The sequence below is a fragment of the Alteromonas sp. 76-1 genome, from assembly GCF_900654235.1.
Classification (GTDB): domain Bacteria; phylum Pseudomonadota; class Gammaproteobacteria; order Enterobacterales; family Alteromonadaceae; genus Alteromonas; species Alteromonas naphthalenivorans.
The window spans coordinates 621684-647381 of the sequence record NZ_LR136958.1 but is presented as its reverse complement, the minus strand read 5'-3'; the positions used below and the strand labels follow the sequence as shown (position 1 = coordinate 647381).

30 protein-coding genes and 1 pseudogene are annotated in these 25698 nt (G+C 42.6%); 23 read left to right on the top strand and 8 right to left on the bottom strand.

From position 1 onward, the window contains the following. Nucleotides 1-55: 55 nt before the first annotated feature. From cgtA to rplU, 3 genes are all read right to left on the bottom strand, one after another. Nucleotides 56-1252: an Obg family GTPase CgtA gene (gene cgtA, locus ALT761_RS02765; protein WP_013785540.1), complete on the bottom strand. Its 1197-nt coding sequence runs from the start codon at nucleotides 1250-1252 to the stop codon at nucleotides 56-58. Nucleotides 1253-1424: 172 nt separating this feature from the next. Beyond that, a complete protein-coding gene (rpmA, locus tag ALT761_RS02760; protein WP_013785541.1) occupies nucleotides 1425-1682 on the bottom strand; it encodes a 50S ribosomal protein L27 in 258 nt (85 codons plus the stop codon). 15 nt (nucleotides 1683-1697) lie between these two features. Beyond that, nucleotides 1698-2009, bottom strand: coding sequence for a 50S ribosomal protein L21 (rplU, locus tag ALT761_RS02755; protein ID WP_013785542.1), 312 nt, complete (start codon nucleotides 2007-2009; stop codon nucleotides 1698-1700). A 769-nt stretch (nucleotides 2010-2778) separates the two neighbouring features. Between rplU and ispB the strand changes: the two genes are divergently transcribed. Next, nucleotides 2779-3753: an octaprenyl diphosphate synthase gene (gene ispB, locus ALT761_RS02750; RefSeq protein WP_013785543.1), complete on the top strand. Its 975-nt coding sequence runs from the start codon at nucleotides 2779-2781 to the stop codon at nucleotides 3751-3753. Nucleotides 3754-3757: 4 nt separating this feature from the next. On the opposite strand, the gene ALT761_RS02745 is transcribed toward ispB, so the two are convergent. The 3 genes from ALT761_RS02745 to ALT761_RS02735 form a co-directional block, all read right to left on the bottom strand. Continuing rightward, nucleotides 3758-4477: a ZIP family metal transporter gene (locus ALT761_RS02745; RefSeq protein WP_129736272.1), complete on the bottom strand. Its 720-nt coding sequence runs from the start codon at nucleotides 4475-4477 to the stop codon at nucleotides 3758-3760. Nucleotides 4478-4647: 170 nt separating this feature from the next. Then, complete coding sequence (gene pepQ / locus ALT761_RS02740) at nucleotides 4648-5967, bottom strand: Xaa-Pro dipeptidase (protein ID WP_129736269.1); 1320 nt, start codon at nucleotides 5965-5967, stop codon at nucleotides 4648-4650. 269 nt (nucleotides 5968-6236) lie between these two features. Next, a complete protein-coding gene (locus tag ALT761_RS02735; protein ID WP_232043518.1) occupies nucleotides 6237-8300 on the bottom strand; it encodes a transglycosylase SLT domain-containing protein in 2064 nt (687 codons plus the stop codon). 448 nt (nucleotides 8301-8748) lie between these two features. On the opposite strand from ALT761_RS02735, the gene fadB reads away from it, so the two are divergent. Both fadB and fadA read left to right on the top strand, forming a co-directional pair. Next, on the top strand, nucleotides 8749-10899 hold the full coding sequence (gene fadB, locus ALT761_RS02730) for a fatty acid oxidation complex subunit alpha FadB (RefSeq protein WP_129736262.1): 2151 nt from the start codon (nucleotides 8749-8751) through the stop codon (nucleotides 10897-10899). 18 nt (nucleotides 10900-10917) lie between these two features. After that, complete coding sequence (gene fadA / locus ALT761_RS02725) at nucleotides 10918-12081, top strand: acetyl-CoA C-acyltransferase FadA (RefSeq protein ID WP_013785548.1); 1164 nt, start codon at nucleotides 10918-10920, stop codon at nucleotides 12079-12081. Between the two features lie 90 nt (nucleotides 12082-12171). Here the strand turns inward: fadA and ALT761_RS02720 are convergent, their stop codons facing one another. Next, nucleotides 12172-13140 (bottom strand): integron integrase, encoded by a 969-nt coding sequence (locus tag ALT761_RS02720; protein WP_129736259.1) that lies wholly within the window; start codon nucleotides 13138-13140, stop codon nucleotides 12172-12174. Between the two features lie 246 nt (nucleotides 13141-13386). On the opposite strand from ALT761_RS02720, the gene ALT761_RS02715 reads away from it, so the two are divergent. From ALT761_RS02715 to ALT761_RS02635, 17 genes are all read left to right on the top strand, one after another. Further along, complete coding sequence (locus tag ALT761_RS02715; protein WP_129736255.1) at nucleotides 13387-13824, top strand: hypothetical protein; 438 nt, start codon at nucleotides 13387-13389, stop codon at nucleotides 13822-13824. Nucleotides 13825-13997: 173 nt separating this feature from the next. After that, nucleotides 13998-14234, top strand: a complete 237-nt coding sequence (locus ALT761_RS02710; protein WP_129736252.1) for a hypothetical protein — start codon at nucleotides 13998-14000, stop codon at nucleotides 14232-14234. A 140-nt stretch (nucleotides 14235-14374) separates the two neighbouring features. Further along, entirely contained in the window at nucleotides 14375-14674 is a 300-nt protein-coding gene (locus ALT761_RS02705; protein ID WP_129736248.1) for a hypothetical protein, read from the top strand. A gap of 107 nt (nucleotides 14675-14781) precedes the next feature. Further along, nucleotides 14782-15210, top strand: coding sequence for a hypothetical protein (locus tag ALT761_RS02700; protein WP_129736245.1), 429 nt, complete (start codon nucleotides 14782-14784; stop codon nucleotides 15208-15210). Nucleotides 15211-16374: 1164 nt separating this feature from the next. Continuing rightward, nucleotides 16375-16746: a hypothetical protein gene (locus ALT761_RS02690; protein WP_129736242.1), complete on the top strand. Its 372-nt coding sequence runs from the start codon at nucleotides 16375-16377 to the stop codon at nucleotides 16744-16746. 78 nt (nucleotides 16747-16824) lie between these two features. Beyond that, complete coding sequence (locus ALT761_RS02685; RefSeq protein WP_129736239.1) at nucleotides 16825-17271, top strand: hypothetical protein; 447 nt, start codon at nucleotides 16825-16827, stop codon at nucleotides 17269-17271. 136 nt (nucleotides 17272-17407) lie between these two features. Further along, nucleotides 17408-17665 (top strand): hypothetical protein, encoded by a 258-nt coding sequence (locus tag ALT761_RS02680; RefSeq protein ID WP_129736236.1) that lies wholly within the window; start codon nucleotides 17408-17410, stop codon nucleotides 17663-17665. Nucleotides 17666-17806: 141 nt separating this feature from the next. Next, entirely contained in the window at nucleotides 17807-18214 is a 408-nt protein-coding gene (locus tag ALT761_RS02675; RefSeq protein WP_129736233.1) for a hypothetical protein, read from the top strand. Between the two features lie 138 nt (nucleotides 18215-18352). Beyond that, nucleotides 18353-18757, top strand: a complete 405-nt coding sequence (locus tag ALT761_RS02670) for a DUF1801 domain-containing protein (protein WP_129736230.1) — start codon at nucleotides 18353-18355, stop codon at nucleotides 18755-18757. Nucleotides 18758-18885: 128 nt separating this feature from the next. Beyond that, entirely contained in the window at nucleotides 18886-19314 is a 429-nt protein-coding gene (locus tag ALT761_RS02665) for a hypothetical protein (RefSeq protein WP_129736227.1), read from the top strand. A 546-nt stretch (nucleotides 19315-19860) separates the two neighbouring features. Then, nucleotides 19861-20316: a nuclear transport factor 2 family protein gene (locus ALT761_RS02655; RefSeq protein WP_129736224.1), complete on the top strand. Its 456-nt coding sequence runs from the start codon at nucleotides 19861-19863 to the stop codon at nucleotides 20314-20316. Between the two features lie 57 nt (nucleotides 20317-20373). Next, nucleotides 20374-20877 (top strand): hypothetical protein, encoded by a 504-nt coding sequence (locus ALT761_RS20560; RefSeq protein ID WP_172602838.1) that lies wholly within the window; start codon nucleotides 20374-20376, stop codon nucleotides 20875-20877. A 126-nt stretch (nucleotides 20878-21003) separates the two neighbouring features. Continuing rightward, a complete protein-coding gene (locus ALT761_RS02650) occupies nucleotides 21004-21315 on the top strand; it encodes a hypothetical protein (RefSeq protein WP_129736221.1) in 312 nt (103 codons plus the stop codon). Between the two features lie 110 nt (nucleotides 21316-21425). Beyond that, entirely contained in the window at nucleotides 21426-21854 is a 429-nt protein-coding gene (locus ALT761_RS20555; RefSeq protein WP_172602837.1) for a hypothetical protein, read from the top strand. A 218-nt stretch (nucleotides 21855-22072) separates the two neighbouring features. Then, entirely contained in the window at nucleotides 22073-22495 is a 423-nt protein-coding gene (locus ALT761_RS20930) for a hypothetical protein (protein ID WP_172602836.1), read from the top strand. 111 nt (nucleotides 22496-22606) lie between these two features. Then, nucleotides 22607-22909: a hypothetical protein gene (locus ALT761_RS02640; RefSeq protein WP_126874042.1), complete on the top strand. Its 303-nt coding sequence runs from the start codon at nucleotides 22607-22609 to the stop codon at nucleotides 22907-22909. Nucleotides 22910-23027: 118 nt separating this feature from the next. Beyond that, complete coding sequence (locus tag ALT761_RS02635; protein WP_129736215.1) at nucleotides 23028-23552, top strand: hypothetical protein; 525 nt, start codon at nucleotides 23028-23030, stop codon at nucleotides 23550-23552. A 137-nt stretch (nucleotides 23553-23689) separates the two neighbouring features. Here the strand turns inward: ALT761_RS02635 and ALT761_RS02630 are convergent. Next, a pseudogene (locus ALT761_RS02630) lies at nucleotides 23690-24142 on the bottom strand (IS110 family transposase); the annotation flags it as partial. A 460-nt stretch (nucleotides 24143-24602) separates the two neighbouring features. On the opposite strand from ALT761_RS02630, the gene ALT761_RS02620 reads away from it, so the two are divergent. The 3 genes from ALT761_RS02620 (at nucleotide 24603) to ALT761_RS02610 (ending at nucleotide 25684) form a co-directional block, all read left to right on the top strand. After that, nucleotides 24603-25022 carry a DUF6326 family protein gene (locus tag ALT761_RS02620; RefSeq protein ID WP_129736209.1) on the top strand — a complete coding sequence of 140 codons (420 nt, stop codon included), beginning with the start codon at nucleotides 24603-24605 and terminating at the stop codon, nucleotides 25020-25022. Nucleotides 25023-25200: 178 nt separating this feature from the next. Beyond that, entirely contained in the window at nucleotides 25201-25434 is a 234-nt protein-coding gene (locus ALT761_RS02615) for a ribbon-helix-helix domain-containing protein (protein ID WP_129736206.1), read from the top strand. Then, nucleotides 25421-25684, top strand: a complete 264-nt coding sequence (locus ALT761_RS02610) for a type II toxin-antitoxin system RelE family toxin (protein WP_129736203.1) — start codon at nucleotides 25421-25423, stop codon at nucleotides 25682-25684. Before ALT761_RS02615 ends, ALT761_RS02610 begins: the two co-directional genes overlap by 14 nt. Nucleotides 25685-25698: the final 14 nt, after the last annotated feature.

Genomic DNA, 25698 nt, shown 5'->3' with positions numbered 1-25698 from the left:
TAGCGGTTTTAATGTTGTTCGTTTAGCACTGAAATAAGCGTGAATGCTTTTTTAGTTAACGACGGTACTCAACTTCTACATCGTAGTCATCTTCGTCCCAATCTTCATCATCGTCTAAGTCATCACTTAAATCGTCTTCGAAGTCGTCGCCTAAGTCAGCGTCTTGTGCTTCTAACGTATTACGATGGTAAGTATCCCATTTGAACTCAACATCTTTCGTTTCTTCTTCTGCAATAACTTCGGTTGGAAGCGTATCGATGAAGTCCATGATTTCTCGGCAAAGCGGCTCTAAGCCAATTTTCTGGAAAGCAGATATTTGGTATATCGGGCCTTCCCAACCAATTTGTGCGGCAATTTCTTTGCAGCGCTCATTGGCTTCTTCTTCAAGCATCAAATCGACTTTGTTAAACACTAACCAGCGAGGTTTACTTGCTAATTTAGGGTTGTACTTTTCGAGTTCTTCAACAATAGCCTTGGCATTTTCAGCTGGATCGCTTTCATCCACAGGCATAATGTCTACAACATGAAGCAGTATACGGCAGCGTTCTAAATGCTTAAGGAAACGGATACCTAAACCTGCGCCGTCAGCTGCACCTTCAATAAGCCCAGGAATGTCGGCTACTACGAAGCTGCGCTGTGCGTCTTGACGAACTACACCTAGGTTTGGCACTAGCGTAGTAAACGGGTAATCGGCCACTTTAGGCTTAGCTGCAGATACAGAGCGGATAAACGTAGATTTACCTGCATTCGGCATACCTAGTAAACCCACATCGGCCAATAGCATTAATTCGAGTTTTAAATTACGAATTTCGCCTGGCGTACCATTGGTTTTATGACGTGGTGCACGGTTAGTACTGCTCTTAAAACGCGCATTACCTAAACCGTGAAACCCACCTTGTGCTACTTTGAGCTGTTGGCCATGACGAGTAAGGTCGCCAAGTACTTCACCCGTATCGCTGTCGGTAGCTCGGGTTCCTACTGGAACACTTACCGTTAAATCTTTACCGCCACGGCCAATACAGTTAGCGCCTTGACCATTTTGGCCACGCTCTGCACGGTGGAAACGCTCGAAACGATAGTCGATCAATGTATTCAGGTTTTCATCGGCAAGAAGAAAAACACTACCGCCGTCGCCCCCGTCGCCACCATCAGGGCCACCTTTGGGAACATATTTTTCCCTTCTAAAGCCAATTACGCCGTTGCCGCCGTCACCGGCTTCAACACGAATTTCAGCTTCATCTACAAATTTCATTTATCACTCCGGGCATTGTTGCCGTAGGGGTTATTTATACTCAGTATTTAACTACTAAGTTTACACCAAATTGTTATGTACTGCCCAGATACTAAAGCTCGGGTTTCCATAAAACAAAAAACCCCGCAAGCGCGGGGTTTTTCTAAGCCTGTTCGGCGAGTAGCTAAGGCGCTTACTCTGCTACGATGCTTACAAATTTACGGTTGTTCGGTCCTTTAACATCAAACTGAACTTTACCGCTTTTTAATGCAAACAACGTGTGGTCTTTACCGATACCCATGTTGTCACCAGCGTGGAAACGAGTACCACGTTGACGAACAATGATGTTACCAGCAAGAACAGATTCTCCACCAAAGCGTTTAACACCTAGGCGTTTACTCTCTGAATCACGACCGTTTTTGGTACTACCACCAGCTTTTTTATGTGCCATGTGTTCGTGCTCCTATTAAGCGTTAATGCCAGTAATTTTCACTTCCGTGAACCACTGACGGTGACCCATCTGCTTACGTGAATGCTTACGACGACGGAACTTAACGATTTTAATTTTATCGCCACGACCGTGTGTAACCACCTCAGCAGTCACCTTACCACCAGCAACGTTTGGTGTGCCGATTTTTACATCGTCACCGTTGCTTACCATTAAAACTTTGTCGAATTCAATCGTGTCACCTGGGGCAACTTCGATTTTTTCTAGACGAACGGTTTGGCCTTCGGCCACACGGTGTTGTTTACCGCCACTTTGGAAAACCGCGTACATAGTTAACTCCGCTCTGCGTCACTGACGCAATCAATTCAAAAAACAGGGCGCGAATTGTACGTGAAACATCCGCAAATCACAACCCCGATTCTGATAAAAGTAGATTATTTTTCCAACATGGGTGAATTTTCGCGTGAATTCACCCAAAAATGCACGTTGTCACGCTTAGAAAACAGCACTAAGTAAATGACAATCGGTAAAATTCGAGATGATAACCGCCAAATTCGATAAGCATTTGTAACTAATAAAAGCATGGAATGCGTTATCTGTAGATGGAAAATCGAATACGATCCAACCGCGCCGATCTGATCATAAAAACGCGCATAAACCGCGCCTTCAAATCACCATGATCGAAACGATCGAATAACAGATCCGAGATTGTAGCATTTTGATCTGAACTTCGCAGCTAGCAAAAAGAATATTTCTGAAAATACACATTTCACGTCAAAATTGAGTGATAGCACCTATAATAAGACTTAACGTAGTAAATATATAAACGACTGATTGATAACTTGCTGTGCGATTCCCAGAAATGTAGTCATTGTGGACTTTTTAAAACATTTCGACTGCGATCCAGTTGAATTAGTTGGCTAATACGTTTAATTCGGTGGCCAATGTGTTTAATTCGGTGGCCAATACGTTTAATTCGGTGGCCAATGCGTTTAATTGGGTGGCTAATGTGTTTAATTGGGTGGATAGTACAGCGCATTCAGGTACAATCAGCCCCTATAATTGCCTAAGAAATGAATAAGTTTTTACGCCCATGCCAATGGATATAAATCAAATACGCGCGCTATCAAACGATGATATGCAAGCGGTTAACCACTTGATTCAACAGCAAGTCGACTCTGACGTTGCGCTTATTAATCAATTGGGATTCTACATTGTTAATAGTGGCGGTAAGCGCCTTCGCCCATTACTCACCGTGCTAAGTGCACGTGCAATGGGCATTGAAAATGCTGACCATCATACCCTTGCCGCTATTGTCGAGTTTATACATACCGCCACCTTGTTACACGACGATGTGGTAGATGAATCGACCATGCGACGCGGACGTGAAACCGCTAACGCCGTATTTGGTAACCAAGCATCAGTTTTAGTAGGTGACTTCCTATATACCCGCTCATTTCAGATGATGGTAAGTTTAAAACGCATGCGTGTTATGGACATTTTATCTGAAGCAACCAATCAAATTGCCGAGGGTGAAGTATTGCAGTTAATGAACTGCAACGATGCCTCTACCACAGAAGCACGGTATTTCGACGTAATTTACGGTAAAACCGCCCGCTTGTTTGAAGCGGCTACCCAACTGGCAGCGGTACTAACCGACCAACCAGAAAACGTAGAGCATGCCATGCAAGAATACGGCAAGCACTTAGGCACCGCCTTTCAGTTAGCCGACGATATTCTAGATTACATGGCCGACAGTGATGAAATGGGCAAAAACGCAGGCGATGATCTAGCGGAAGGAAAGCCTACGCTACCTTTGCTATATGCAATGTGGAATACCGACAGTGAAGAAGATAAAGCCCTTATTCGCGATGCCATAGAGCAAAGCAACGGTTTACCTCACCTTACCCGCATTCAACAAATCATGGAAAGCACTGGGGCACTCGATTACACCCGCACGTGTGCCAATAACGAAGTGAAAATGGCCATTGATAGTTTATCTATTATTCCAGATTCACCTTACAAAGAGGCATTGATTGCTCTTGCTCATATCTCGGTAGAACGCACTAGTTAGTGCGTTAACCCGCTTCAAGCATAGCGCCCACCAGCCCCACTAAAAAGCCAAGTATTGCGCCTAAGGGGGGTAACCAATGGTTTTCCATGCGAATACCAGGGGCTATGTCTTGAAAGACTGAATACAAAATTCCCCCTGCTGCAAATAGCATAATGCCACTCATGATGACGGGGAAATCTGCCAAATAATAAAACCCTATCGCGCTCATTATTGGGCCAAGTAAGCTCATCAATACAAAAATCCAAATAAGCTTAGTACTACGGTTTTTGTTCGCTGGGGTCATTTCACGATAAGCATTAAACCCTTCTGGTAGATTTTGTACTGCTATTAACACACCTAACAACATAGTACCTCCACCTAAGGCGGCAGTGGTGCCTAGCGCTACCGATTCAGGTACAAAATCACTTAACATGGCGGCAAGTTGGCTTCCTGCGGTTTTCTTTTTTGCCAGATAAATATCCAACGCCATAAAGGCAAGTGCCCCGCCGACAAAACAACTACACGCCATTAAAACCGATACGTCTTTGATACCTTCAGGCACCAACACTAATGCTACCGCTGAAATTAACGCACCCGCCCCCAAGGCTAAAATACCGTGACGCAATTCTTGTTCTAACCACTTAGGACGGAAGCCTTTTACCTTAGATAAGAGCGCACCAGCAGGCATAGCGAGGCCAGCTAAGGTTGCCACTATAATGAGATTTAGAATATCGGGTTGCTGCATGTTTGCTCCCTATGCCTTGAGTCGTTCCATTACTTAGCCTAACACTATTGGTAAAGTGCTTAATAACCATAAAAAAAGACAGCTCAACGTTGGCTGCCTTTTTTTGCTTAGCGCATCTATAATTTTAAAGCCTAACGCTATTAATCATAGAGTGATGCGTGGCGATGAGATCATTTTAAATTAAGATCTCGGGTCATATTTTCGTTCTTATCGCGGTGCACAATGATGTTGTCTTCAATGCGAATACCACCGAATGGCCGATACGTATCTACCGTATCCCAATTAATGTATTTCGACGCCGGGGTGGCTTTTAAATCTCTGAGCAAGCTGTCAATAAAATACAAACCAGGCTCGATGGTAAATACCTGGCGCGCTTCAATCATGCGCGTACAACGTAAGAAAGGATGATCTTCAGGGGCTGGTTTTGGCGTGCCTCTGTCGTCATTTACCAAACCACCTACATCGTGCACTTGTAGCCCTAAGAAGTGACCAATGCCGTGAGGGAAGAAGGTTCGTGTAATGCCTTGCTCTACAATATCTGCCGCTGGAAGATTCACAATGCCAGTATCTTGTAGGATTTGAGCTATACCTGCATGGGCAAGCAAATGAATATCGGTATAGGCCACACTCGGCTTAAGCGAATCTACCAAGGTTAGCGTGACTTTATCCACGGCTTGAATAAGGTCTGAAAATAGCGTCGAGTTTTGACTGTAGGTTCGGGTGATATCAGCAGCATAACCGTGGTAGTTCGCTCCAGCATCAATTAAGAAAGAACGAGACTGCTTAGGGGCAATGGTATCGCACTGCATGTAATGCAGAATTGCCGCGTGTTCGTTTAGCGCAATAATACTGGTGTAAGGCACGTCGTTATCGCCTTGTCGGCACGCTGCGCTGTACGCTAAATTAATATCGAATTCACTTTTGCCTTCAATAAAGGCTTGCTCTGCCGCTTTGTGCCCTGCTACCGCCAGCTTGTTTGCTTCACGCATACACTCTAGTTCGTAATCGGTTTTATACGCCCGTTGGTAATGCAAATAATGCAGCACTCTATCTGGGTTTACGTTTTCAAACCCTAATGCTTTGGCTACTTCAATGTATTCTCCAACATAAGCAAAACCACGCTTATCGTAAGGCAGATGCTTTTCTACTGCATCGGCTTGTTGAAGTAAAATAATATTGAAGCTGTCGGTCCAAAAATCTTGTGGCTCTGGCGGTACTTTGTGCCAGAAGTCTTCTGGGCGATAAAAAATAAGGGTAGGCTTATCTTCACCATTAACCACTAACCAGCAATTGGGGTTATCGATAACCGGCACCCATGCTTTAAATTGTGGGTTTACCTTAAATGGATAATGGTTATCGTCTAAGAACAAGCGCTTGCCTTGCCCTGAATGGATAACTAACCCTTCTAGCCCTTCACGCTGAAGTGCTTCGCGAGTGCGAGATTGTAGTTCCTCGATATGTTGCTGATAGCTTGCCTGATGTTTTGACATAACACCTCATTTAGGTTTTTTGATTTGCATGGCTAACTGGCCTTCTTCAATGAGCAACGCGTTACCAGCCGTTTCAAATACGCTGGTTCTACGCTAGCTTCACTAAAGTGCGAGAAGTGAATAATATTAGCCATTGTCGTTAAGTGTGCTTCTCTTCTAAGGCGACTTGAGTACGCTCTCTTAAAGGAGAATAGTGTACCACGATAGCCGCTTAGCTTTCACCGAGCGGCTTGTATCATTAGTTAAACATCTGCAGTTAAACATCTGCGCTAGTGAGGCGCTAATTGCAAGGTTCCCGTTATAGGGTGGGTGCTAACTGCACTCGATGAAGGAATAACATCTTGGGTAAGCTGCGGAAACACGTTTTTATTTTCACCTAACTGATGCTCGTAGATATACTGATAAGCCAATACCGCTTTCACGTAACTACGGGTTTCTTTGTAAGGAATATTCTCAATCCAAATGTCCACTGGCAACGCTTCGCCTGCGGGTAACCATTCCAACACTTTACGCCAGCCAGCGTTATACGACGCCGACACTAATACAGGGTTATTATCAAGTTTATCGCCTAGATAACGTAAATACTGCACACCGTAGTCGAGATTATTCTCAACTTGAAACAAGGTATTTCGACTGACTTTCTTTTTGGCTAAGTATTGCGCGGTACCTGGCATAAGTTGCATTAACCCTGCCGCGCCGACTGGCGATACAGCATCAACCATAAACGAGCTTTCACGACGGGCGATTGCCATCGCAAATGCTTTTGATACGTCGTAGGTTTCACTCTTTTCACTAAATTGTGACTCGAACGCCAAGGGGAAACGGCGCTCAACATCATCCCAATAACCACTTTTAGCGAAACTGACAATGGCTTGGTCGTATATGCCCCACTCGTAAGCCAATACGCCTGCATCAGTCACTTGTGAGTCGGGTAAATTCGATAGCAAATAGCGCCACTCTCGACGCGCACTCGTAGAACGCTCTAAACGGTAAAACTCCATTGCCCGTTGGGTAGCAGGGGTATTCGCAATAGCGTGCACCGCACTTTGCACTCGAGGTGCAGGCGTATGTGCCAAATTAGGCTGACTATTAATACGGGCACTCGCCATAAAGCCATAATAATTGCGCTCGGTGGACAGTTGCTGATACATCACCGTAGCCTGCATCACATTTCCTAGTTCTTCGAGCGCGCGGGCTTTCCAATAGCGGAAGTTTTCCTCTTGCTGGAGTTCAGGACTGGCGGCATCAATCACATCAACAACCCGCTGCCATTGTTTGCCGCGAAGCAAAAACGACACATGCCAAAGTTTCACATCATCGCTGGCACCTGCGATATCGGCCTTATCTAGCCATTCATGAGCTTCAGGTAAGAAATCTAAAGTCGCGCTTAAGGCAATAGCCCGTTGAATAATATGTAATTCAGGCTCTGAGAAAATCTCTTTCGGGGCGTAGGTATCGTAAGCCTTTATTGCCGCTTTGGGGTTTCTCCACGCCAGCTTTTCTATACCCCAGGTTAATATTTCAGCCTCGCTGTTTTTGTGCTTCATAGGAAACAGGCGACTTCGATTGACTAAGCTTACGTCGCGAGACACTGCCGACCACGCATCGGCAAGGTATTGATGACTGGTTGGCAATTGGCGTTTGAGGTAAGGAATGATACGGCGATTATCTTCTTTCGCTGCAATGGCAATACGCTTAATCACTTTATCTGGCGTCATGAGACCATTACTTCGCCACTTTGCAAATAGAGGGTCGCATTCATCGGGCTGCGACTGGCCGCTATACCAAAGAGGGTCTACATCAGTTAGCACAGGTTTGGGATCGTCGGTACGCTTTAATTTGTAACCCAACGCTTGGCAAGTAAGTTTAGCGCCCATGCCATCACGATAACTGCTTAAAAACGCGTTTTCGTGGCCTCGAGAGGCAAGGTAGTTTAACCATCTATAGCGCAAACCATAACTAACAGGTTGCCCTGCATAATCTTCTAAGAATTGCTCTACTTCACGCTGAGTTTTAAGCGACATGGTGCGTTCTAATCGCAACCGAAGTAGATAGGGATAAAGTGGATAATTCGCCAACCCGTAAATTTCTGCGTCTAAATCTTCTAAACGTCTTTTGGGTAACGTACGCAGGCTCTTTTCTAAAATTAAGAAACGGGCCCGCTCATCTGCGTAGATGTCATCAGGGAATAGCGGCGAAACTTGCGCATGACTTAGCTGAAAGCAGCTTGAGATAGCCACTAACGTAAATAACCCCAATGGCTTATGCAAAGGCAACTGCTTAAAAAATGCGAGTGCAGTTGGAAAAAAATTTATTCCTACTTTATACGACACAATGTGAACTCCTACCCCTTGTTGCATTCAAATACACCAGAGTTGGTGTAATGATAAAACGATGCTTGCGTGAAAGCCGATAAATTATCGGCGTGGATCCGTGCCACAGAAGTAAAAAGTGCCAGCGTTGATGATTATGACTTACAAACATTTACACCATGATTGTAGATTATTGTTTTGCTGGATTGGCGCTTTGCGTCAATAGCACCCATTATACAAGCACTATTATTGAAATGAAGCTTGATTTTCGATGAATGACCTCCATTTTTAACAATTGAAACGCTCGTTTGAATTTTTCATTGATATTTTGTTTAAGTTTAGTTAAAAAGCTAGCCACCCTAACGCATTAGTGTTGTGGTAAGACCAGAATGTATGTTTGGTTTATACGCTTAAAGCGAATGGTTAGATTGCTACACTACTATCCCGGCCAACGCCGAAGGAGATGATAATGATATACACAGGCAAGAGTTTATCCGTCAGTCTGTTAGATGACGGCTTTGCTGAACTGGTATTTGATGCCGAAGGTTCAGTAAACAAGTTCGACCGCCAGACGGTGACAGAACTTGATGAAGCAACCCAAGCATTGCTTAAAGAAAGCGGTGTTAAAGGCTTAGTAGTACGCAGCGCAAAATCTGCATTTATTGTAGGTGCTGATATCACCGAATTTACCGGCTTATTCGCGATGGATGAAGCCGAAGTACTAAACTGGGTAGCAAACACATCTCAGGTGTTTGACCGCTTCGAAGATTTACCTTTCCCTACTGTTGCAGCCATTAACGGTTTTGCACTGGGTGGTGGCTGTGAAATGACACTAGCCTGTGACCTTCGCGTTGCAGATACAACTGCCTCTATTGGCCTACCAGAAGTTAAACTAGGCATAATGCCTGGTTTTGGTGGCACCGTACGTTTACCTCGCTTAATTGGTGCCGACAATGCACTAGAGTGGATGACCACTGGTAAAGACAGAAAAGGCGCAAAAGCCCTTGCTGAAGGCGCCGTTGATGCGGTAGTTGCACCAGAGTCATTACGCGACAGTGCGCTTTCTATGTTGAAAGACGCGGTAGATGGTAAATTTAAATGGGAAGCACGTCGTGCTCAGAAAAAAGCCCCATTACAACTGAACAAAAACGAAGCCATGATGAGCTTCTCTACTGCGCAAGCCATGGTATTTGCCCAAGCCGGCAAGCACTACCCTGCTCCGCACAAAATGGTAGAAACCGTTCAAAAAGCCGCAGGCCTTGACCGCGATGGCGCACTTAAGCTTGAAAACGCTGGCTTTGTTGCCCTAACTAAAACCGATGCAGCGCAAGCGCAAATTGGTATTTTCCTAGCCGATCAGCTAGTAAAAGGAAAAGGTAAGAAACAAGCTAAAGCTGCCACAAAAGAGGTAAAACTTAATGCCGTACTGGGTGCGGGCATTATGGGTGGCGGTATTGCGTATCAAAGTGCTGTTAAAGGTATGCCAGTGATAATGAAAGACATTAACACTGATGCACTAGACCTAGGCTTAAACGAAGCTGCCAATATTCTTGGTAAAGGTATGCAGCGCGGTAAAGTTGATGCCAAAACCATGGCAAAAACCCTTAACGCTATTACGCCTACTCTTGACTACAACACGCTTAAAGATGCAGATCTTGTAATTGAAGCGGTTGTTGAAAACCCGAAAGTAAAAGGCATCGTGCTTAAAGAAGTAGAAGACGTAGTGGCCGATGACGCTATCATCTGTTCTAACACCTCTACTATTTCAATTAACCAATTAGCGAAAAGCTTAGACAAGCCAGAACGCTTCTGTGGTATGCACTTCTTTAATCCAGTACATCGCATGCCATTGGTTGAAATTATTCGTGGTGAAAATACCTCGGAAGATACTATTAATGCCGTAGTGGCCACCACACTTCGCATGGGTAAAACCCCTATTGTGGTAAACGATTGCCCAGGGTTCTTAGTAAACCGCGTATTGTTCCCTTACTTTGCAGGCTTCAGTAAGTTGCTAATAGATGGCGCTGATTTTGTTGCTGTTGATAAAGTAATGGAGAAACAGTTCGGCTGGCCAATGGGCCCTGCTTACCTAATGGATGTTGTTGGTATTGATACTGGCGACCACGCTGCAGACGTTATGGCTGCAGGTATTCCAGAGCGTATGGCACGTATTGGCGACGACCCAGTAACTGTGCTTTATAAAGAAAAACGCTTAGGCCAGAAAAATGGCAAAGGCTTTTATAACTACGGTAAAGACAAGCGCGGTAAGCCTACGAAAGTGGCTGCTGAAGAAGCATATAGCTTGCTTGCTCCTATTACTGCCGATACTAAAGACTTCGACGCGCAAGACATTATTGCACGCTTGATGATTCCTATGGCTAACGAAGCAATTCGTTGCCTAGAAGAAGGCATTGTAGGTACTGCTGCTGAAGCAGATATGGCCTTACTTTACGGTTTAGGCTTCCCTCCATTCCGCGGTGGTGTATTCCGCTGGATTGAAACAATGGGATTAGCGAACTTTGTCGAACTTGCCGACAAATACGCCAGTCTTGGCCCGATTTACCAAATTTCAGATGGCGTTCGCAAGATGGCCGCTGAAGGTAAATCTTACTTCGCTTAATTCCCAAGGAGACTAATAATGAAAGAAGTCGTAGTTATCGATTGTGTTCGTACCCCTATGGGACGCTCGAAAGCCGGTGTATTTAGAAATGTTCGTGCAGAGACTATGTCTGCCGCGCTAATGACCGCGTTACTTGAGCGCAACCCAGGTGTTGATCCAGCAGAAATTGAAGACATTATTTGGGGCTGTGTACAGCAAACCAAAGAACAAGGTTTCAACATTGCGCGTAATGCCCAGTTGCTAACCCAAATTCCACGTACTACAGGTGCAGTCACCGTTAACCGTTTATGCGGTTCATCGATGCAAGCATTGCATGATGCGACTAGCGGTATTATGAGTGGTCGCGGCGACATATACATGATTGGTGGTGTTGAGCACATGGGCCATGTACCTATGAACTACAACATCGACTTTCACCCAGGCCTTGCTAAGTACACCGCAAAAGCTTCTGGCATGATGGGTATGACCGCCGAGCTACTTGGTCGTCAAAACGGTATTACCCGCGAAATGCAAGATGCGTTTGGCGCACGTTCGCATCAGCTAGCGCATAAAGCACACCTTGAAGGCCGCTGGGCTAACGAGATTGTGCCTATCGAAGGCCATGATGCCAACGGTACGCTTAAACTGATTGACCATGATGAAGTTATTCGCCCAGAAAGCACAGCTGAAAGCATGGCGCAACTTCGCCCTGTATTTGACCCAGTGAACGGTACCGTTACAGCAGGTACATCTTCGGCGTTGTCTGACGGTGCGTCTGCCATGTTGCTTATGTCTGCCGACAAAGCAAAAGCACTAGGTTTAACACCTCGCGCTAAAATTCGTTCAATGGCAGTGGCAGGTTGTGATGCAGCTATTATGGGTTACGGCCCAGTACCGGCAACACAAAAAGCCCTTAAACGTGCTGGCCTTAGCATGGACGATATTCAACTAGCTGAGTTCAACGAAGCCTTTGCTGCCCAAGCACTATCGTGCATTAAGCAACTAGGTTGGATGGACAATCTTGATGACAAGATTAACCTTAACGGCGGCGCTATTTCATTAGGCCACCCGCTAGGTTGTTCTGGTTCACGTATATCAGGTACCTTGATTAACCTGATGGAATCGCAAGATGTAGAGCTAGGCTTAGCCACTATGTGTATTGGTTTAGGCCAAGGTATAGCGACTGTATTTGAACGTGTTTAATTAGTTATTCACGTTTTATTTCAAAGGGCCTTCGGGCCCTTTTTTGTTGCATGAGGTTCGTAAAGCTCAATACATCTTCGGCAAACACAACTATTTTAAAACACGGGAAAGCGGGCTAACTACACCCTGCGCCCCCTGTTGTAATACATGAGTGTAAATTTGCGTAGTTTTCACATCTGAATGACCAAGCTGCGTTTGCACAGTCCGAATGTCGGCACCCGACTGTAAAAGGTGAGTAGCAAACGAATGTCGCAAGGTATGCGGCGTAACCTTCTTTTTAAGCCCACACGCACTTGCGGTTATTCTTATCGCCTTTTGTATGCTTGATTCATCTATATGATGTCGACGCGTTTTTCCATTCTCGGGATCAACCGATAAACGCGCAGAAGGAAAAAGATAATGCCATCCAAGCTCTCTAGGTGCATTTTGATATTTAACACGTAAACGATGGGGCAAATATACCCCTTGGTAACTAGGGTTTTCTAAATCTGCAACAAGGTAATTTTCAACTACACTCATTTGCCGATTAAGCCCGGGTTTAAGCTCTGCTGCTAAAGTAACGACACGATGTTTCCCGCCTTTGCCATCCCAAATTCGAATAGCGTTATAGTCGAAATCAATGTCTTTTACCCGCAACCTCACAGCCTCCATTAAACGTAACCCGCTTCCATAAAGTAACGAAATAGGTAACTTTAAATGAGCGGGAAGTTGAGCAAAAAGCGCCACCACTTCTTCTTGCGTAAGCACAACAGGTAACTTGGCTTGCCTGCGACTTGTAACAAAATCAAGACTCAAGGAAAGAGGCTTTTCTAGTATGTCTCGATAAAGAAATGCCAACGCATTGAGTGCGCTGGCTTGAGTAGCCGGCGCTACATTCTTTTTATTCACTAAGTGAGATAGAAACAACTCTACTTCTTTGTCTCCCATCTCGGCAGGATGCCTAGTATTGTGAAACCGGATATAACTAACAATCCACCCACTATAAAGCTGGATAGAGCGCTTAGCGTAACGGCGATTTCGCATGTGTTGAACCACCATTTGCATAAACATTGATTTCATTTTTATTTTTCACATTTAAACTGTAATTACATACAGCATTACGATTTTTTAGTACGCCGTAAAATAAAAAGGAAACATTCCGTACTTAAGTACAGTGTTTTCAGATACAAAGTGTAGGATATTGATATAAGTTAACTTACGTGCGAAAGTTAAAATATTATTTGGGTGATATATGGAAACTTTCCGCCTTGCATAAAGGATTTTTTCCGTACACTAAATTGTTATACGTCAAAAGGAATTTAAAGATTGCGCAAGATATTGGATGGTTTTTTCTGGGGCACTGGATTTGCTGTTGCCGTTGTTCTGGTTTTAGCAACCTACTTCATTGTTGGACACATAAAAATAGAACAGACTTATAAGTATTCCATGCGTGAACTCGTTAAAGAGGATATGGATACATTTGTAGATTCGCTAAGTCTTGAATTAGTAAATTCTCAAGTAGTAGACAATGAGATCCTACTAACAACCAAGATGATTAATTTGGGCCTAACTCCTAATGCTTTCGGGCTTAGTTTAAGATTCAGCCTATTTAACACAGACGGCGAATTTATAGGGCAATGTGAAGCAAAAATTCCATCTGTAAGCTCAAAAGAAGAGAGTATCCATATGTTAACTTCATGCAAGACTAAGCTCTACCCAGCGGATACATTTCACAAAGCAACCGTAGATGTTTTACGCCAATGACGTATAACAAAAAAATTAAGTCGTGGGCTAAAGCCCACTGGGACGCTAACACGCAGGGCGGCTTCGCCATTATGCCCTACGTGCCTGCGCCCCTTATTTAAAAGTTATACGAATAAGTGAAAAACTAAAAAATCACTGGTAGTCTTAATATTCAATTGAAATAAGGAAGTTCTATGAAAAGTCGTACAAAAGTAGCTTTATCAACTATCGCTTTCGCAACTGTAATTAGCTTGCAATCATACATCCTATATCAACAAAATCAGGCCAATCAGACTGTACAGGTCAAAGTAGACAAGCTTCAGAATCAAATCGACCAAACAAGCAAAGCTAATCAAGAGCTTCTTTCAAAAATAGAAAGGCTGGAAAGTAATTTAGAGCTTAAACCTCGTAGCCTTCTTTCTATGAATTAATTGGCTATTCGTATAACAACTCAATTAACTCACTCACTTCGTTCGCTGGGACGCATACACGCGGGGCGGCTGCGCCATTATGCCCCACGCATCTGCGCCCGTTATTGAAAAGTTAGGTTTCATAAGAGGATTTAGTCGAAATGGATAGTGAAAAACTAAGAAAACTGCGAAGCTTAATTGATGAGGTAATTTACTCTCACAATAAAAAAGAAGCTGCCAGCCCCTTACGAAAACTGGAATTTATGGCGGCACAGATTAAGCCGCAATTAAATGGGTATACATCAGGGAAATTAAGTGAAGCTGTTGGTTACGCCAAGGAAGCATCCGGCCAAGTTCGAAATAAAGAACATTGGATTTCAAATATGGAGCGCTCTTGGTATGTTTTCGAGAATGATGTTCTAAATGGAAATTCTGGTACCCAAGATGCCCCTGAAACCTAACAAACACATTATGTTCATTCGCTGCGCTCATTGGGACGCATACTCGCTGGCTCGGCTCATTCTTCGCAAGTATAGCCAGCAAGCCTGCGCCCCATATGTGAAACGTTATGCATTTAGAAGGTGGTTTAATGGTTCGTGCTCTTAAAATTTTAATCTTTGGACTATTTAGTGGACCAATTCTAGCGGAGTTAATCGGCTTCATATCCCCTTTTGTTATGTTACGCGATGAAGAATTAGGATATCAGTTCCAAGACTCAGCTTATTACATCGGAGCATTTTCGAGTGTGTTTTTTTCAATAGCATTGCTGTTCGCTGCTTTTAATACGTCAAAGGTTTCCTATAAAATTGGAAGCTCTGTCATAGCTTTACTTTACATAATGTCCTCGTATTATGTTTTTCTCGACAGTGAGAGCCTAATGGAAACGATAATCTATGACTTAAATTATTTGTGTGGCGTGGCGAGTTTAACTTTAGGGGCCTTTATCGCCTTACACTGCTTTAAAAACACAACTCACTCTGTATATAAACATGCATAACAACTCAATAAACTCACTCACTTCGTTCGCTGGGACGCATACACGCAGAGCGGCTTCGCCATTATGCCCTACGTGCCTGCGCCCGTTATTGAAAAGTTATAAGCCAAAAGGAATTTGAATTTGCTCTTCGATTGGTTCAGCTCTGAAAAGCCAAATGTATACTTGGGTTCATTGGCTGTAGTTAATGACAGCAACCTATCTAAAATAGAGTCGTTCTTTTCTATAACTGGAAATTCACTACAAGATCATATGCGCAAAAATTCGAAGAGATCTTTTGCCTCCATAGTATTTCTAACATTACTGAGCCCAAGAAATCTGACATTGCCTTGGATGTCGTTATAGTTACGCTGCATGGTGGCGAGGCTTTCACCGTAAACCTTGGAACGTCTGGCATACCAATATTTTGGCGCCCAAAAATCAAGTTGGTTTCGCGCCTATATAATATTAAACACGGCAAGACAGTTAAAACCTTCAGTGTTTCTAAATCTGTGACATGGCGCGAATTCATTGCAAAGCAATTTAGTCTCAAAGGACTATTCCGTTGGGGACCTCTTTACCATAATGAGGACATGGAAATCTTGCTTTATCAGGCATCCCTTGAGTTAATAGATAAAATGCGCAAGGCTATTTAAACAGTGGCTTATAACAAACAAATTATGTCACTCGCTGCCGCTCGCTGGGACGCAAACAAGTGCGCGGCTTCGCCATTATTGCACACGTGTTTGCGCCCCATATTTGGAAGTTAGGTGCTTATGGGAACCGAGATATTTTCAGTTTTTATTTTCGTACCAATATTTATTGCAGCTATTGCTAGCACTAAGGTAGTAAGAAATAAAAATAGGTTGAAACACAGTATCTTACTTGTAGCAACGTTTTGCTTTTTCGGTTATTTCTATCTTACTCCCTATTTGGATGGATTTAATCCAATGCAAGGAGTTGTGATCGGAAGTCTGGTTTATTTGCCAAGTTACTTAATTTTTTACTGTGGTTTAACTATATATTTCAGAAAGATCGGCAAGGAAAACTAGGATGTATCTGCACGCACCTAACAAAAAAATTAAGTCACTCACTTCGTTCGCAGGGACGCATACACGTGGGCTGCTTCGCATTATAGCCCACATGTCTGCGCCCCTTATTTAAAAGTTATGTTGCAGGGATAGACTAGTGAAATATCTATTTTTCATAGTTACAGTATTTTTTGCTGGCGAATCCTTTGCATGCTTTTCGCCACCCGAAGGGCTGAGAGAATTGCATGAGTCCCAATCATTTTTTGCATTTTGCGTTGCTATCGCCTTGTTGTTTCTGTCAGTCATCTTGCGCCTTGTCTCAAATGTTCATAGGCTCTGGGTGCCTTTATTGTTCATTACTACCTTTACATACTTTCCAGCCTATTTTTGGCATTGGGGACAACAATCAGGTTCTTGTGGCAGTCCTGAAATAGTATTTGCATTCAGGGTTTGGGCTTGCGGTATGGCAGTATTATTTATTTACGAAGCATTTGTTTTTATAAAAGTTAGGAGAGCAAATGCAACATAACAATCCAATTATTCCGACCTCAACTCGCTGCGCTCGTTTCGTCGGCATATTGGGGCGTTATGTACCAAGGATAGTTCAATGGTTTATCGAGTAAAATGGAAAGAGCTTGCACGACACATGGTCAAGCAATTGTTCATCATTCTATCGGTCGGCTTTACAATCATCATGTGTATTCGTCTCTTTTCAGTATCATTTGATATTGAAGAAACGTTTAAACACGTCAGCCTTATTCAACTTCCATTGATGTTTTTGGCTATATTTCTATTCAGCTTATTTTTCGGTGTCACAATAGGTTATTTACTTAAATGCTCGTACGTTACAATAGAAAATAATGAAATCAGTGGTAGAAATTATTGGTTACTCAAGCGTCGCTTCAAAATGAACGAAATTGAAAAGGCCTTTCCTTTCAATAGTAATGGTATGCCTGTTGTCGTTGTGGATGCTGGAAAAAAAGGTCAAATATTCGTGCCAATTCACATTGAAGGTTCTGAAGAGTTGTTTCAACAGTTAGACAGATATGCGTAAGGTACATAACAAACGCATTAACACTCGCTGCGCTCGCTAGGGACAAAAATACGTAGGCTCCCTGCGCTTCGCTTGGTATTGTAGCCTACGTATTTTTGCCCGTTATGCGGGTGTTATGTGCCAAAGGGGAATTTAGATGAAGCTGGCTATTTTGTACTTATTTCTTGGAGTCGTTCTCTCAATTCTTACCTTTGCTACTGCATACGAAGATGTATCTTGTTTTGACTGTGAAAGCCTGTACATATTCAATCCAATTTCAATTGTGTTTGCAGCACTAGGATTGATAGCTCTGCTTAGTTGTTTTACTCGTGTTTTTAAAAAAGCTAAATTAAACGTTATCAATGACTACTACGCCAAAGACCTTTCAGGCTATAACTATGATGTTGACGGTTAATGGCGCATAACAAGCGCATAAACACTCGCTTCGCTCGCGGGGGACAAATACACGTAGGCTCCCCTCGCTCTGCTCGGTATTTTAGCCTACGTATATTTGCCCGTTATGCGGGAAGTTATATTTCTAAAAGGATGTTTTAAGATGAAAAACTTGTTTTTATTTCTGGCAATTGTAGGATTGAGTGCTTGCGGTTCAACCGCGATTCAATTCTATGATGGGCCATCAAAATCAAGCAACGAGACTGCGACTATAAGTTTATGGACGGACGCATCTAAGCTTGATGAAGAATTTTCCCCTTCTGCTCTTCAAATTACATCATTAAAACTCAACGACAAAGATATCGTCACTAATTCAGACATTTCTATTCTTGCCGGTGAGTATAGTTATACAACTAAATGCACTATAGGTAGCTTTTCAAAAACGAGTACTTTTAACTTTGATGCATCTTCAAATAAAAACTATGCGGTTATAGCTGTTGGTCAAGGTAAAGAGTGTTACTTTAAAAAGTTAAGTTTATTGGTAGATAATTCTCGTTTTGTCGAACTTTGAACCGAAATATAACAAGGCAATTAACGCACTCACTACGTTCGCTGGGACGCATACACGCAGGGCGGCTTCGCCATTATGCCCTACGTGCCTGCGCCCGTTATTGAAAAGTTAGGTGCTTTTTAGTAATTGGAAAATGTCATGGAAGAATCAATAGCGTCTAAGTTAAACACTTACCCAACTGATGCGAAAAGTGCTTTACTCCAACTTCGAAAGCTTATACTTCAAATTGCTAATTCAGAATCTCTTGGGCCAGTTACAGAAAACCTAAAATGGTCACAACTTAGTTATTCTTGTCCAAATGGTAGCCCGCTAAGAATCGACTGGCGTCCAGACTCTCCGCAAACCATTTCACTCTTTTTTCATTGCCGAACCAAGCTTATAGCAACATTTAAAGAGCTATATCCCAACGACTTTCGATATTTGGGCAATAGAGAAGTCTTATTGAGCATTAATCAAATATCAGCAAAACCAGAACTAGCGCATTGCATATCTGTCGCTCTTAGATATCATCAGGTTAAAGACAAACCGCTATTGGGGTTGTAAAATACACGCACCTAACAAAAAAATCATGGCGCCCGCAGGCGGGCTGGGACACAAACAGGCAGGCGGCTTCGCCATTATCGCCTGCCTGTTCGTGCCCCATATTTAAAAGTTATGCATCAAGGTAAATAATGAATCGAGCGCCTCTTTCAAAAGAGCCAGTTAACCTATCTATTCTTTTAAAGATGGCCTACACCGATTCTTTCGCGCTGGGTTTAGCGTCAACGTTTGCCGGTGCAGCAATTTCAGAAATAAGGCCAGAGAGCCTTATTCTGGGTTTCATTGGTTTAGTGTTTTTTTACTTTTTCATAAGCGATTATACCGATGAAAATGAAATTTCAGTTTTAAAAAAGAATATTAAATGGTTTAACGTATACTCATTTGTGACCTATATATCCGTCGCCATTGCTAGCTTCTCTATCCATTTCGACCCCTTAGCCTTTTTCGCTATTGTTGCCCTTTTCCCAACACTAATTAATGCAGGCTTGGTTCGCCCATTTATTACCGTTAGTATCTACAAAAAGAACTACATTAGGTTGTTTGGGGTTTTTGATGCATAACAAACAAATTATGGCACTCGCTGTCGCTCGCTGGGACGCAAACATGTGCGCGGCTTCGCCATTTTTGCACACATGTCTGCGCCCCATATTTGGAAGTTAGAAGGCGTCAGCCTAAACTGCGCTTGGCTTTATAAAGATATCAGTTCAACCGCCCTCACCTGCTGTTTCAAAAATCGCTCTGGCTTTTGGTGGTTATAACTTCGCTGTATTCACTTCAAAGGTCACGCAATAGGCGCTTTATCGCCAAGTTCTTATTTTGAATCACGAAGCGCCATTGCGTTTGTCGGCTCGAATGGCAGCTTGCTTCAGTCAAATCAATACCATCAATGCGCTGTTGTTTTACTTGTTTGTGTTAATAATCAATCGTATGCTGACTTTATTAGTTTTTAACTAGGCCAAAGGAACAGGCTCTGCTTCTAACAAAGCGCTCAAGTCACTCCCTTCGGTCGTTCGGACGCAGTTACGCGGGGCGGCTTCGCCATTATGCCCCACGCAACTGCGCCGCTTAGCTAAAAGTTATACCTAATTTTAACAGTGGAGGTTTTGATGAAAAGATGGACACTTTCTTTAGTCACTTTATTCTGGTCTCTTAACGCAATAGCAGACACAGGCTTATCCGAACTCGGTAACAGGTATTTTTCAGCATGGGCAGCAACTCAATCTCCCGATGCTACTGAAAAAGACTTAGAGCACTACCTGTCTTTCCTTAAGGCCGATGTCGCCCACCAACACTTGCCCTTCGACTCAGATGATTCGCGATTACCTGACGGGAAAGAAAGTATACGCGAAGGGATGCTGTTTTATTTGGGCTCTCATTCGGTATATGAAGCTATCTTGAAGCAAGTTATTCCCGCTCACAATGCAATTGCCATTACATACACTACATCTAGCAAGGGAGTACACCCTCAAACAAATGAACTCATAGAATTACATTACTCAACGATGGAAGTTTTGGAAATTGAAGATGGCAAAGTAGCGGTGATTCGGAAATATGAAGAATAGTGTAAGGTATAACAAAAAAATTAAGTTCGCCCGCTGCGCGGGCTGGGACGCAAACATGTGGGCTGCTCACTTCGTTCGGATTTTAGCCCACATGCCCGCGCCCCTTATTTAAAAGTTATGTGGCAAAGAAACATGCATAGATACAAAGTAAAGTTTAACCTCAAAAACTTTCACGGCGATCGAGAGTTTGAGTTTCTTGGTACATGGATTGGGTTTGCAGGTATGTTATTCGTTATAGGCTGCATATCTTTTTACGAATACCCTAAACCAGCTGTAGCTAACTCTGTTCCGATTGTCGCCGCAGCCTTTGCTGTCTATTGGCTAGCTACCCAAATACGTTTTTTAATTGTAATCTTTTGCATCCTTTCTTTGCTTGCTTCAGTTCTATTTTTAGTTTTTTCCATAACATCAAATATCGACTGTTCTCAAATAATAAATACACGTCAGCAGCTACATTGTATTCAAGATAATCTCTATCCAAGAGTTGCATTTACCTATTTAACTAGTTTATTTTTGGTCAGTTTGTATTATTCCGTAGGCTATTTTAGGCGTGCCACATAACAAAAAAATTAAGTTCGCCCGCTGCGCGGGCTGGGACGCATACACGTAGGGCGGCTTCGCCATTATGCCCTACCCGCCTGCGCCCCTTATTTAAAAGTTAGCAGTCAAATAGAAATAGGAGAAATCATGGAGCAAGTTGAAGTTAAGAAAGTTAGTGCAGGGACTGTGTATAAATTGTTTGCAATTGGGTTAACCGTAGGCTTTCTCCCATTGTTCGTGTTGTTTGGCATCTTAGGCGCTTTTGGCATGGAAGCATTAACCTGGAACGAGCAGCCGGTAACAGGTATCAAAGCAATATTTGTTGGTCCTTTAATGGCCGTATTTATGTCATTAATTTTTACAGCAATAATCGGTAGTGTATGTGCGTTTGGTCTATGGATTTTCTCTTTTTTTAAGCCATTGAAAATCGAGTTTACTATAAATGAAGTGTCACAATAAAACTGCTAACAAACGGCTCAAACCGACCTCCACTGCGTTGCTCGTTTTGTGCTTTTCCGCTACGCTCGCACAAAACAATCCACTCAGTTCCGGCGGCTTAGCCGAGCGTTATGCATTTAGAAGGCGGTTTAATGGTTCGTGCTCTTAAAATTTTAATCTTTGGACTATTTAGTGGACCAATTCTAGCGGAGTTAATCGGCTTCATATCCCCTTTTGTTATGTTACGCGATGAAGAATTAGGATATCAGTTCCAAGACTCAGCTTATTACATCGGAGCATTTTCGAGTGTGTTTTTTTCAATAGCATTGCTGTTCGCTGCTTTTAATACGTCAAAGGTTTCCTATAAAATTGGAAGCTCTGTCATAGCTTTACTTTACATAATGTCCTCGTATTATGTTTTTCTCGACAGTGAGAGCCTAATGGAAACGATAATCTATGACTTAAATTATTTGTGTGGCGTGGCGAGTTTAACTTTAGGGGCCTTTATCGCCTTAAACTGTTTTAAAAACACAACTCACTCTGTATATAAACATGCATAACAACTCAATAAACTCACTCACTTCGTTCGCTGGGACGCATACACGCAGAGCGGCTTCGCCATTATGCCCTACGTGCCTGCGCCCGTTATTGAAAAGTTATAACTACAGGTAGCAGTGGTGATTTTTTTCATTCAAGGAGAGAGCAAATTTCTAATTCCCTAAGTAGACAAATTCAACTAATCATTGCTTTGGTTATTTCAGTAACTGTTGCTATTTTTGTGCTGATCTGGGCTCGAACAGATAGTCCTATTTATAGACCTCTAATCCAAGATATGCGCCTAGTAGACTCCGTTGAAATAGTGGACGTTTTAGACCAAGAAGGCATCAGGTATTACTCGGATGTCAAAAACCATATGCTGTATGTAGACCAAGCGAAATCTGACTTAGCAAGGGTAGCTCTCGCGAAGAAAGGGTTTGTTATTGAATACCCCGAAATAACTAAGCATAGCGATTTAAATACAGCATATGATGAATTCATAAAGCAACAGGAAGAAAAAGAACTAAACGGTCAAATCTGGGAACAACCAACGTTTCTCCCATTAGTTAAACTTGTCATGGGTGCATTGGTTATCATTGTTCTTATTCTTGCAGTAGTTCGCCCAATGCTAAGACAGTTCTTATTGGATGAAGAGGATGAGTAGTTATAACAAACCGGTCAAGCTCGCGCACTCCGTTCGCTGGGACAGTTCCTCGCATGCGGCTCCGCGATTTTCGCATGCAAGCAACTGCCCCTTACCGGAACGTTATATGCCATGAGTGAAACCAAAATTATTATCGTTTTATTAGCTGTACTTCTAGTTCATTTTGTTTTTGCAATTGTTGTCACATCACAGGTATCCAAGGTGATTTTGAGGCTTCAGAAAATTAAAAATAATAGGTACGCTTCAAAGAAAATAAATGAATTAGAACGTTATAGAGTATTCGCTTTGTTCGCTCCAATTTTTGGCCCAATAGTGGCGTATGGAATACTTAAAGGAATTAAGCCTGGTATTTCAGAGAAAGGTTATATGGCAAATAACCCAAACTCACCTAATGTAAATTCGGAAGGAGATTGAGGCTTGGCACATAACAAAAAAATTAAGTCACTCACTTCGTTCGTTGGGACGCATACACGTGGGCTGCTTCGCATTATAGCCCACATGCCTGCGCCCCTTATTTAAAAGTTAGCCACTTATGAAAAAGCCTAAGATTTCTCAAACTAAACGAACTAAGAATTTTGCTGCGGAAGGTTCCTTTTTAAGTCGTTATTTAGATCTATTATCTAACGCTGCATTTCACGGCGTCATTTTCATCATTATAGCTATCGCATTTTTTGAGTTTACTTTCCCAACCGCAAAAAATGCAGGATTTGCTATGGCAACTCTTGTTTTCTCTACGCTATTTGGTTTTTTAACGTTTAAGTTGCAGTTTCGTGGGACTCATGGGGTCGTTTTGAAATCGGGTGAATTTCGTGAAGCTTTAACAATATATCTTAAGAAGTTAGATTTCATAACTCAGTATGACAACAAGCAATTTACCGCTGCTCAATATACAAAACTCGGGCATTATATGAACGACGACTTCTATGCAATATATTCAGAAAATAGTGTTTTGTTATTTTGCATCAGTTATCGACCTTTTCCGTTTTCATTGGTGAGATCTAGAAGGATCATCAAGGAAGTATTAAATGAGGTGTCTGCGGCTAACAAACCGCTGTAGACGGTCGCAAGCTCCCTGGGACAATAACACGTGGGCTCAATAACCGTTAAGTTACTGCCATCATAACGCCCTCGTAGGTTGTGCCACATTCCGCGGCCTGATCCGAATGCGTTAGCTCAAACTCGTTTATCATGCAGGTACTTAGCTTCTTTTAAATCTTTCATTGCTGCTTCTCGGGCGCGGGATAAATCCCGAACAGCTTCATCCTCCGGCTCAGGCACATAAATGGGTGCAAGATCTTCCGACTTTAGCAACTTCACTAATTTAAGTGCATCACGGCGGTCAGTCTTAATACGTTCTCCAGGCTTTTTGGGTATAAGAGAAGGCGCGACGACATAACAACAATGCCCTAAACTCGTTATCAGCCGATAAATCCAATAGCCACACGGCCCTGCTTCATACACCACGTGAATTGTTGCCCCAGGATATTTCGATTCAAACTGACGGATAAGCTTTTTGACGCTGACTTTTGAAGAAAGAATGCGGCCATAGTGCACCGCACTTGCTCCACGCTGCTCTTCACAATAAGCCACTTCGTGAAACTCTTTATGCGTATCCAACCCTATAAAAATCATGCTATGTTTATTCATGCTAGCCTCCAAATGATTTAGTCTTAAGCAAACTAATTATGGCACTGGCTTTCAGCTAACCCACGAAAATGCGGAGGCTAGCATTTCTCAGGGAGTCATTGTGTCTATGTATACAAGGAGTATTCGTGAGCAGCATACATAGTTACTATTTAGTTGGGTGGATACTTTTATCCGCAATTTTAAATGAATTCATAGAACATGAGAGCATAGGGATAAAACTACTTTGCTCACTTTTGTTATTCACAACTTTCTTATTCGCCTCTCTATTCCATTCTTTGAAGGTAAAAGTCGCAAAAGAGAAAGCAGCAAACGTCGAGTAACGTACACATAACAAGTTTATTAAACATCATTACGGCCAAAAAACGGCCTCCACTGGACGCGCAAAAATCGCGCGCGCCATATTCGAAGCGTATGCGCTACTTGGTTCGTTATTTTAATTTGTATATGGAGAAGTATAGGGATGTTTGAATGGAATGGAGATAGGAAGCAACTTCTATCAGTTTTATGGGTATTTCTTACGGTCAACTACATCTATTGTGATATTTTTTCGCTTCACCACGCAGAGACCCTGCAGGCATTTTTAGCAGGTAAAATTGGTGGAATGGAGTTAACTGAAGAGTTTCTTTTGTCATTCGCATTTATTATGCAAATTCCAATGCTAATGATCGTTCTTTCCAGGTTTTTAGTCTTTAAATTAAATAAGTACTTGAATATAGCAGCAGCTCTCATAACAGGTTCAATACAGAGCTACACATTGTATATGGGAGGCACTCTTCACTATGTATTTTTTAGCATCTTTGAAATCACAACCGCTCTGATTATCCTTTACTTCGCAAGTACTTGGAAACAATGTGATGCAAAATCAACACGTAACGCATAACAAAAAAATTAAGTCACTCACTTCGTTCGCGGGGACGCCAACACGCGGGGCGGCTTCGCCATTATGCCCCACCTGTCTGTGCCCGTTATTTAAAAGTTAGCCACTTTTGGGTAAAAATTAGCCCACCTGACATTTTGACGCTATAATGTTTTAACGTTACTTAAGTGGGGACTTATTCATGAGTACTTTATCAAAACGATCAACCGTCTACTTCGAGCCATCAATTCACAATGCTTTGAAACTGCGGGCAGCATCATCAGATACCTCAATATCAGAACTAATTGATGAGGCAGTGAGACTCCTTATGAAAGAAGATCAAGAAGATTTGGCTGCGGTAAGACAAAGGGCCAAAGAACCTCAAATTTCCTATGAGGACATGCTAAACAGTTTGGAAGCTGATGGAAAAATATAGTGTCATTTTCAAGAAATCAGTAGTAAAAGATTTTAAGGCAATTCCCAAATCGGACGTTAAAAAGATCCTCGCCAAAATTGACTTATTAGCTGAAGACCCGCGAAGAGATGGAGCAATTAAGCTTAGCGGACACGACCTGTATCGCATTCGGCAAGGCCTTTATAGGATAATTTATGAAATCCGAGAAAACGAGCTTGTGGTACAGGTGATAAAAGTAGGGCATCGCTCTGATGTTTATAAACGTACCTAACAACCCAATCAACA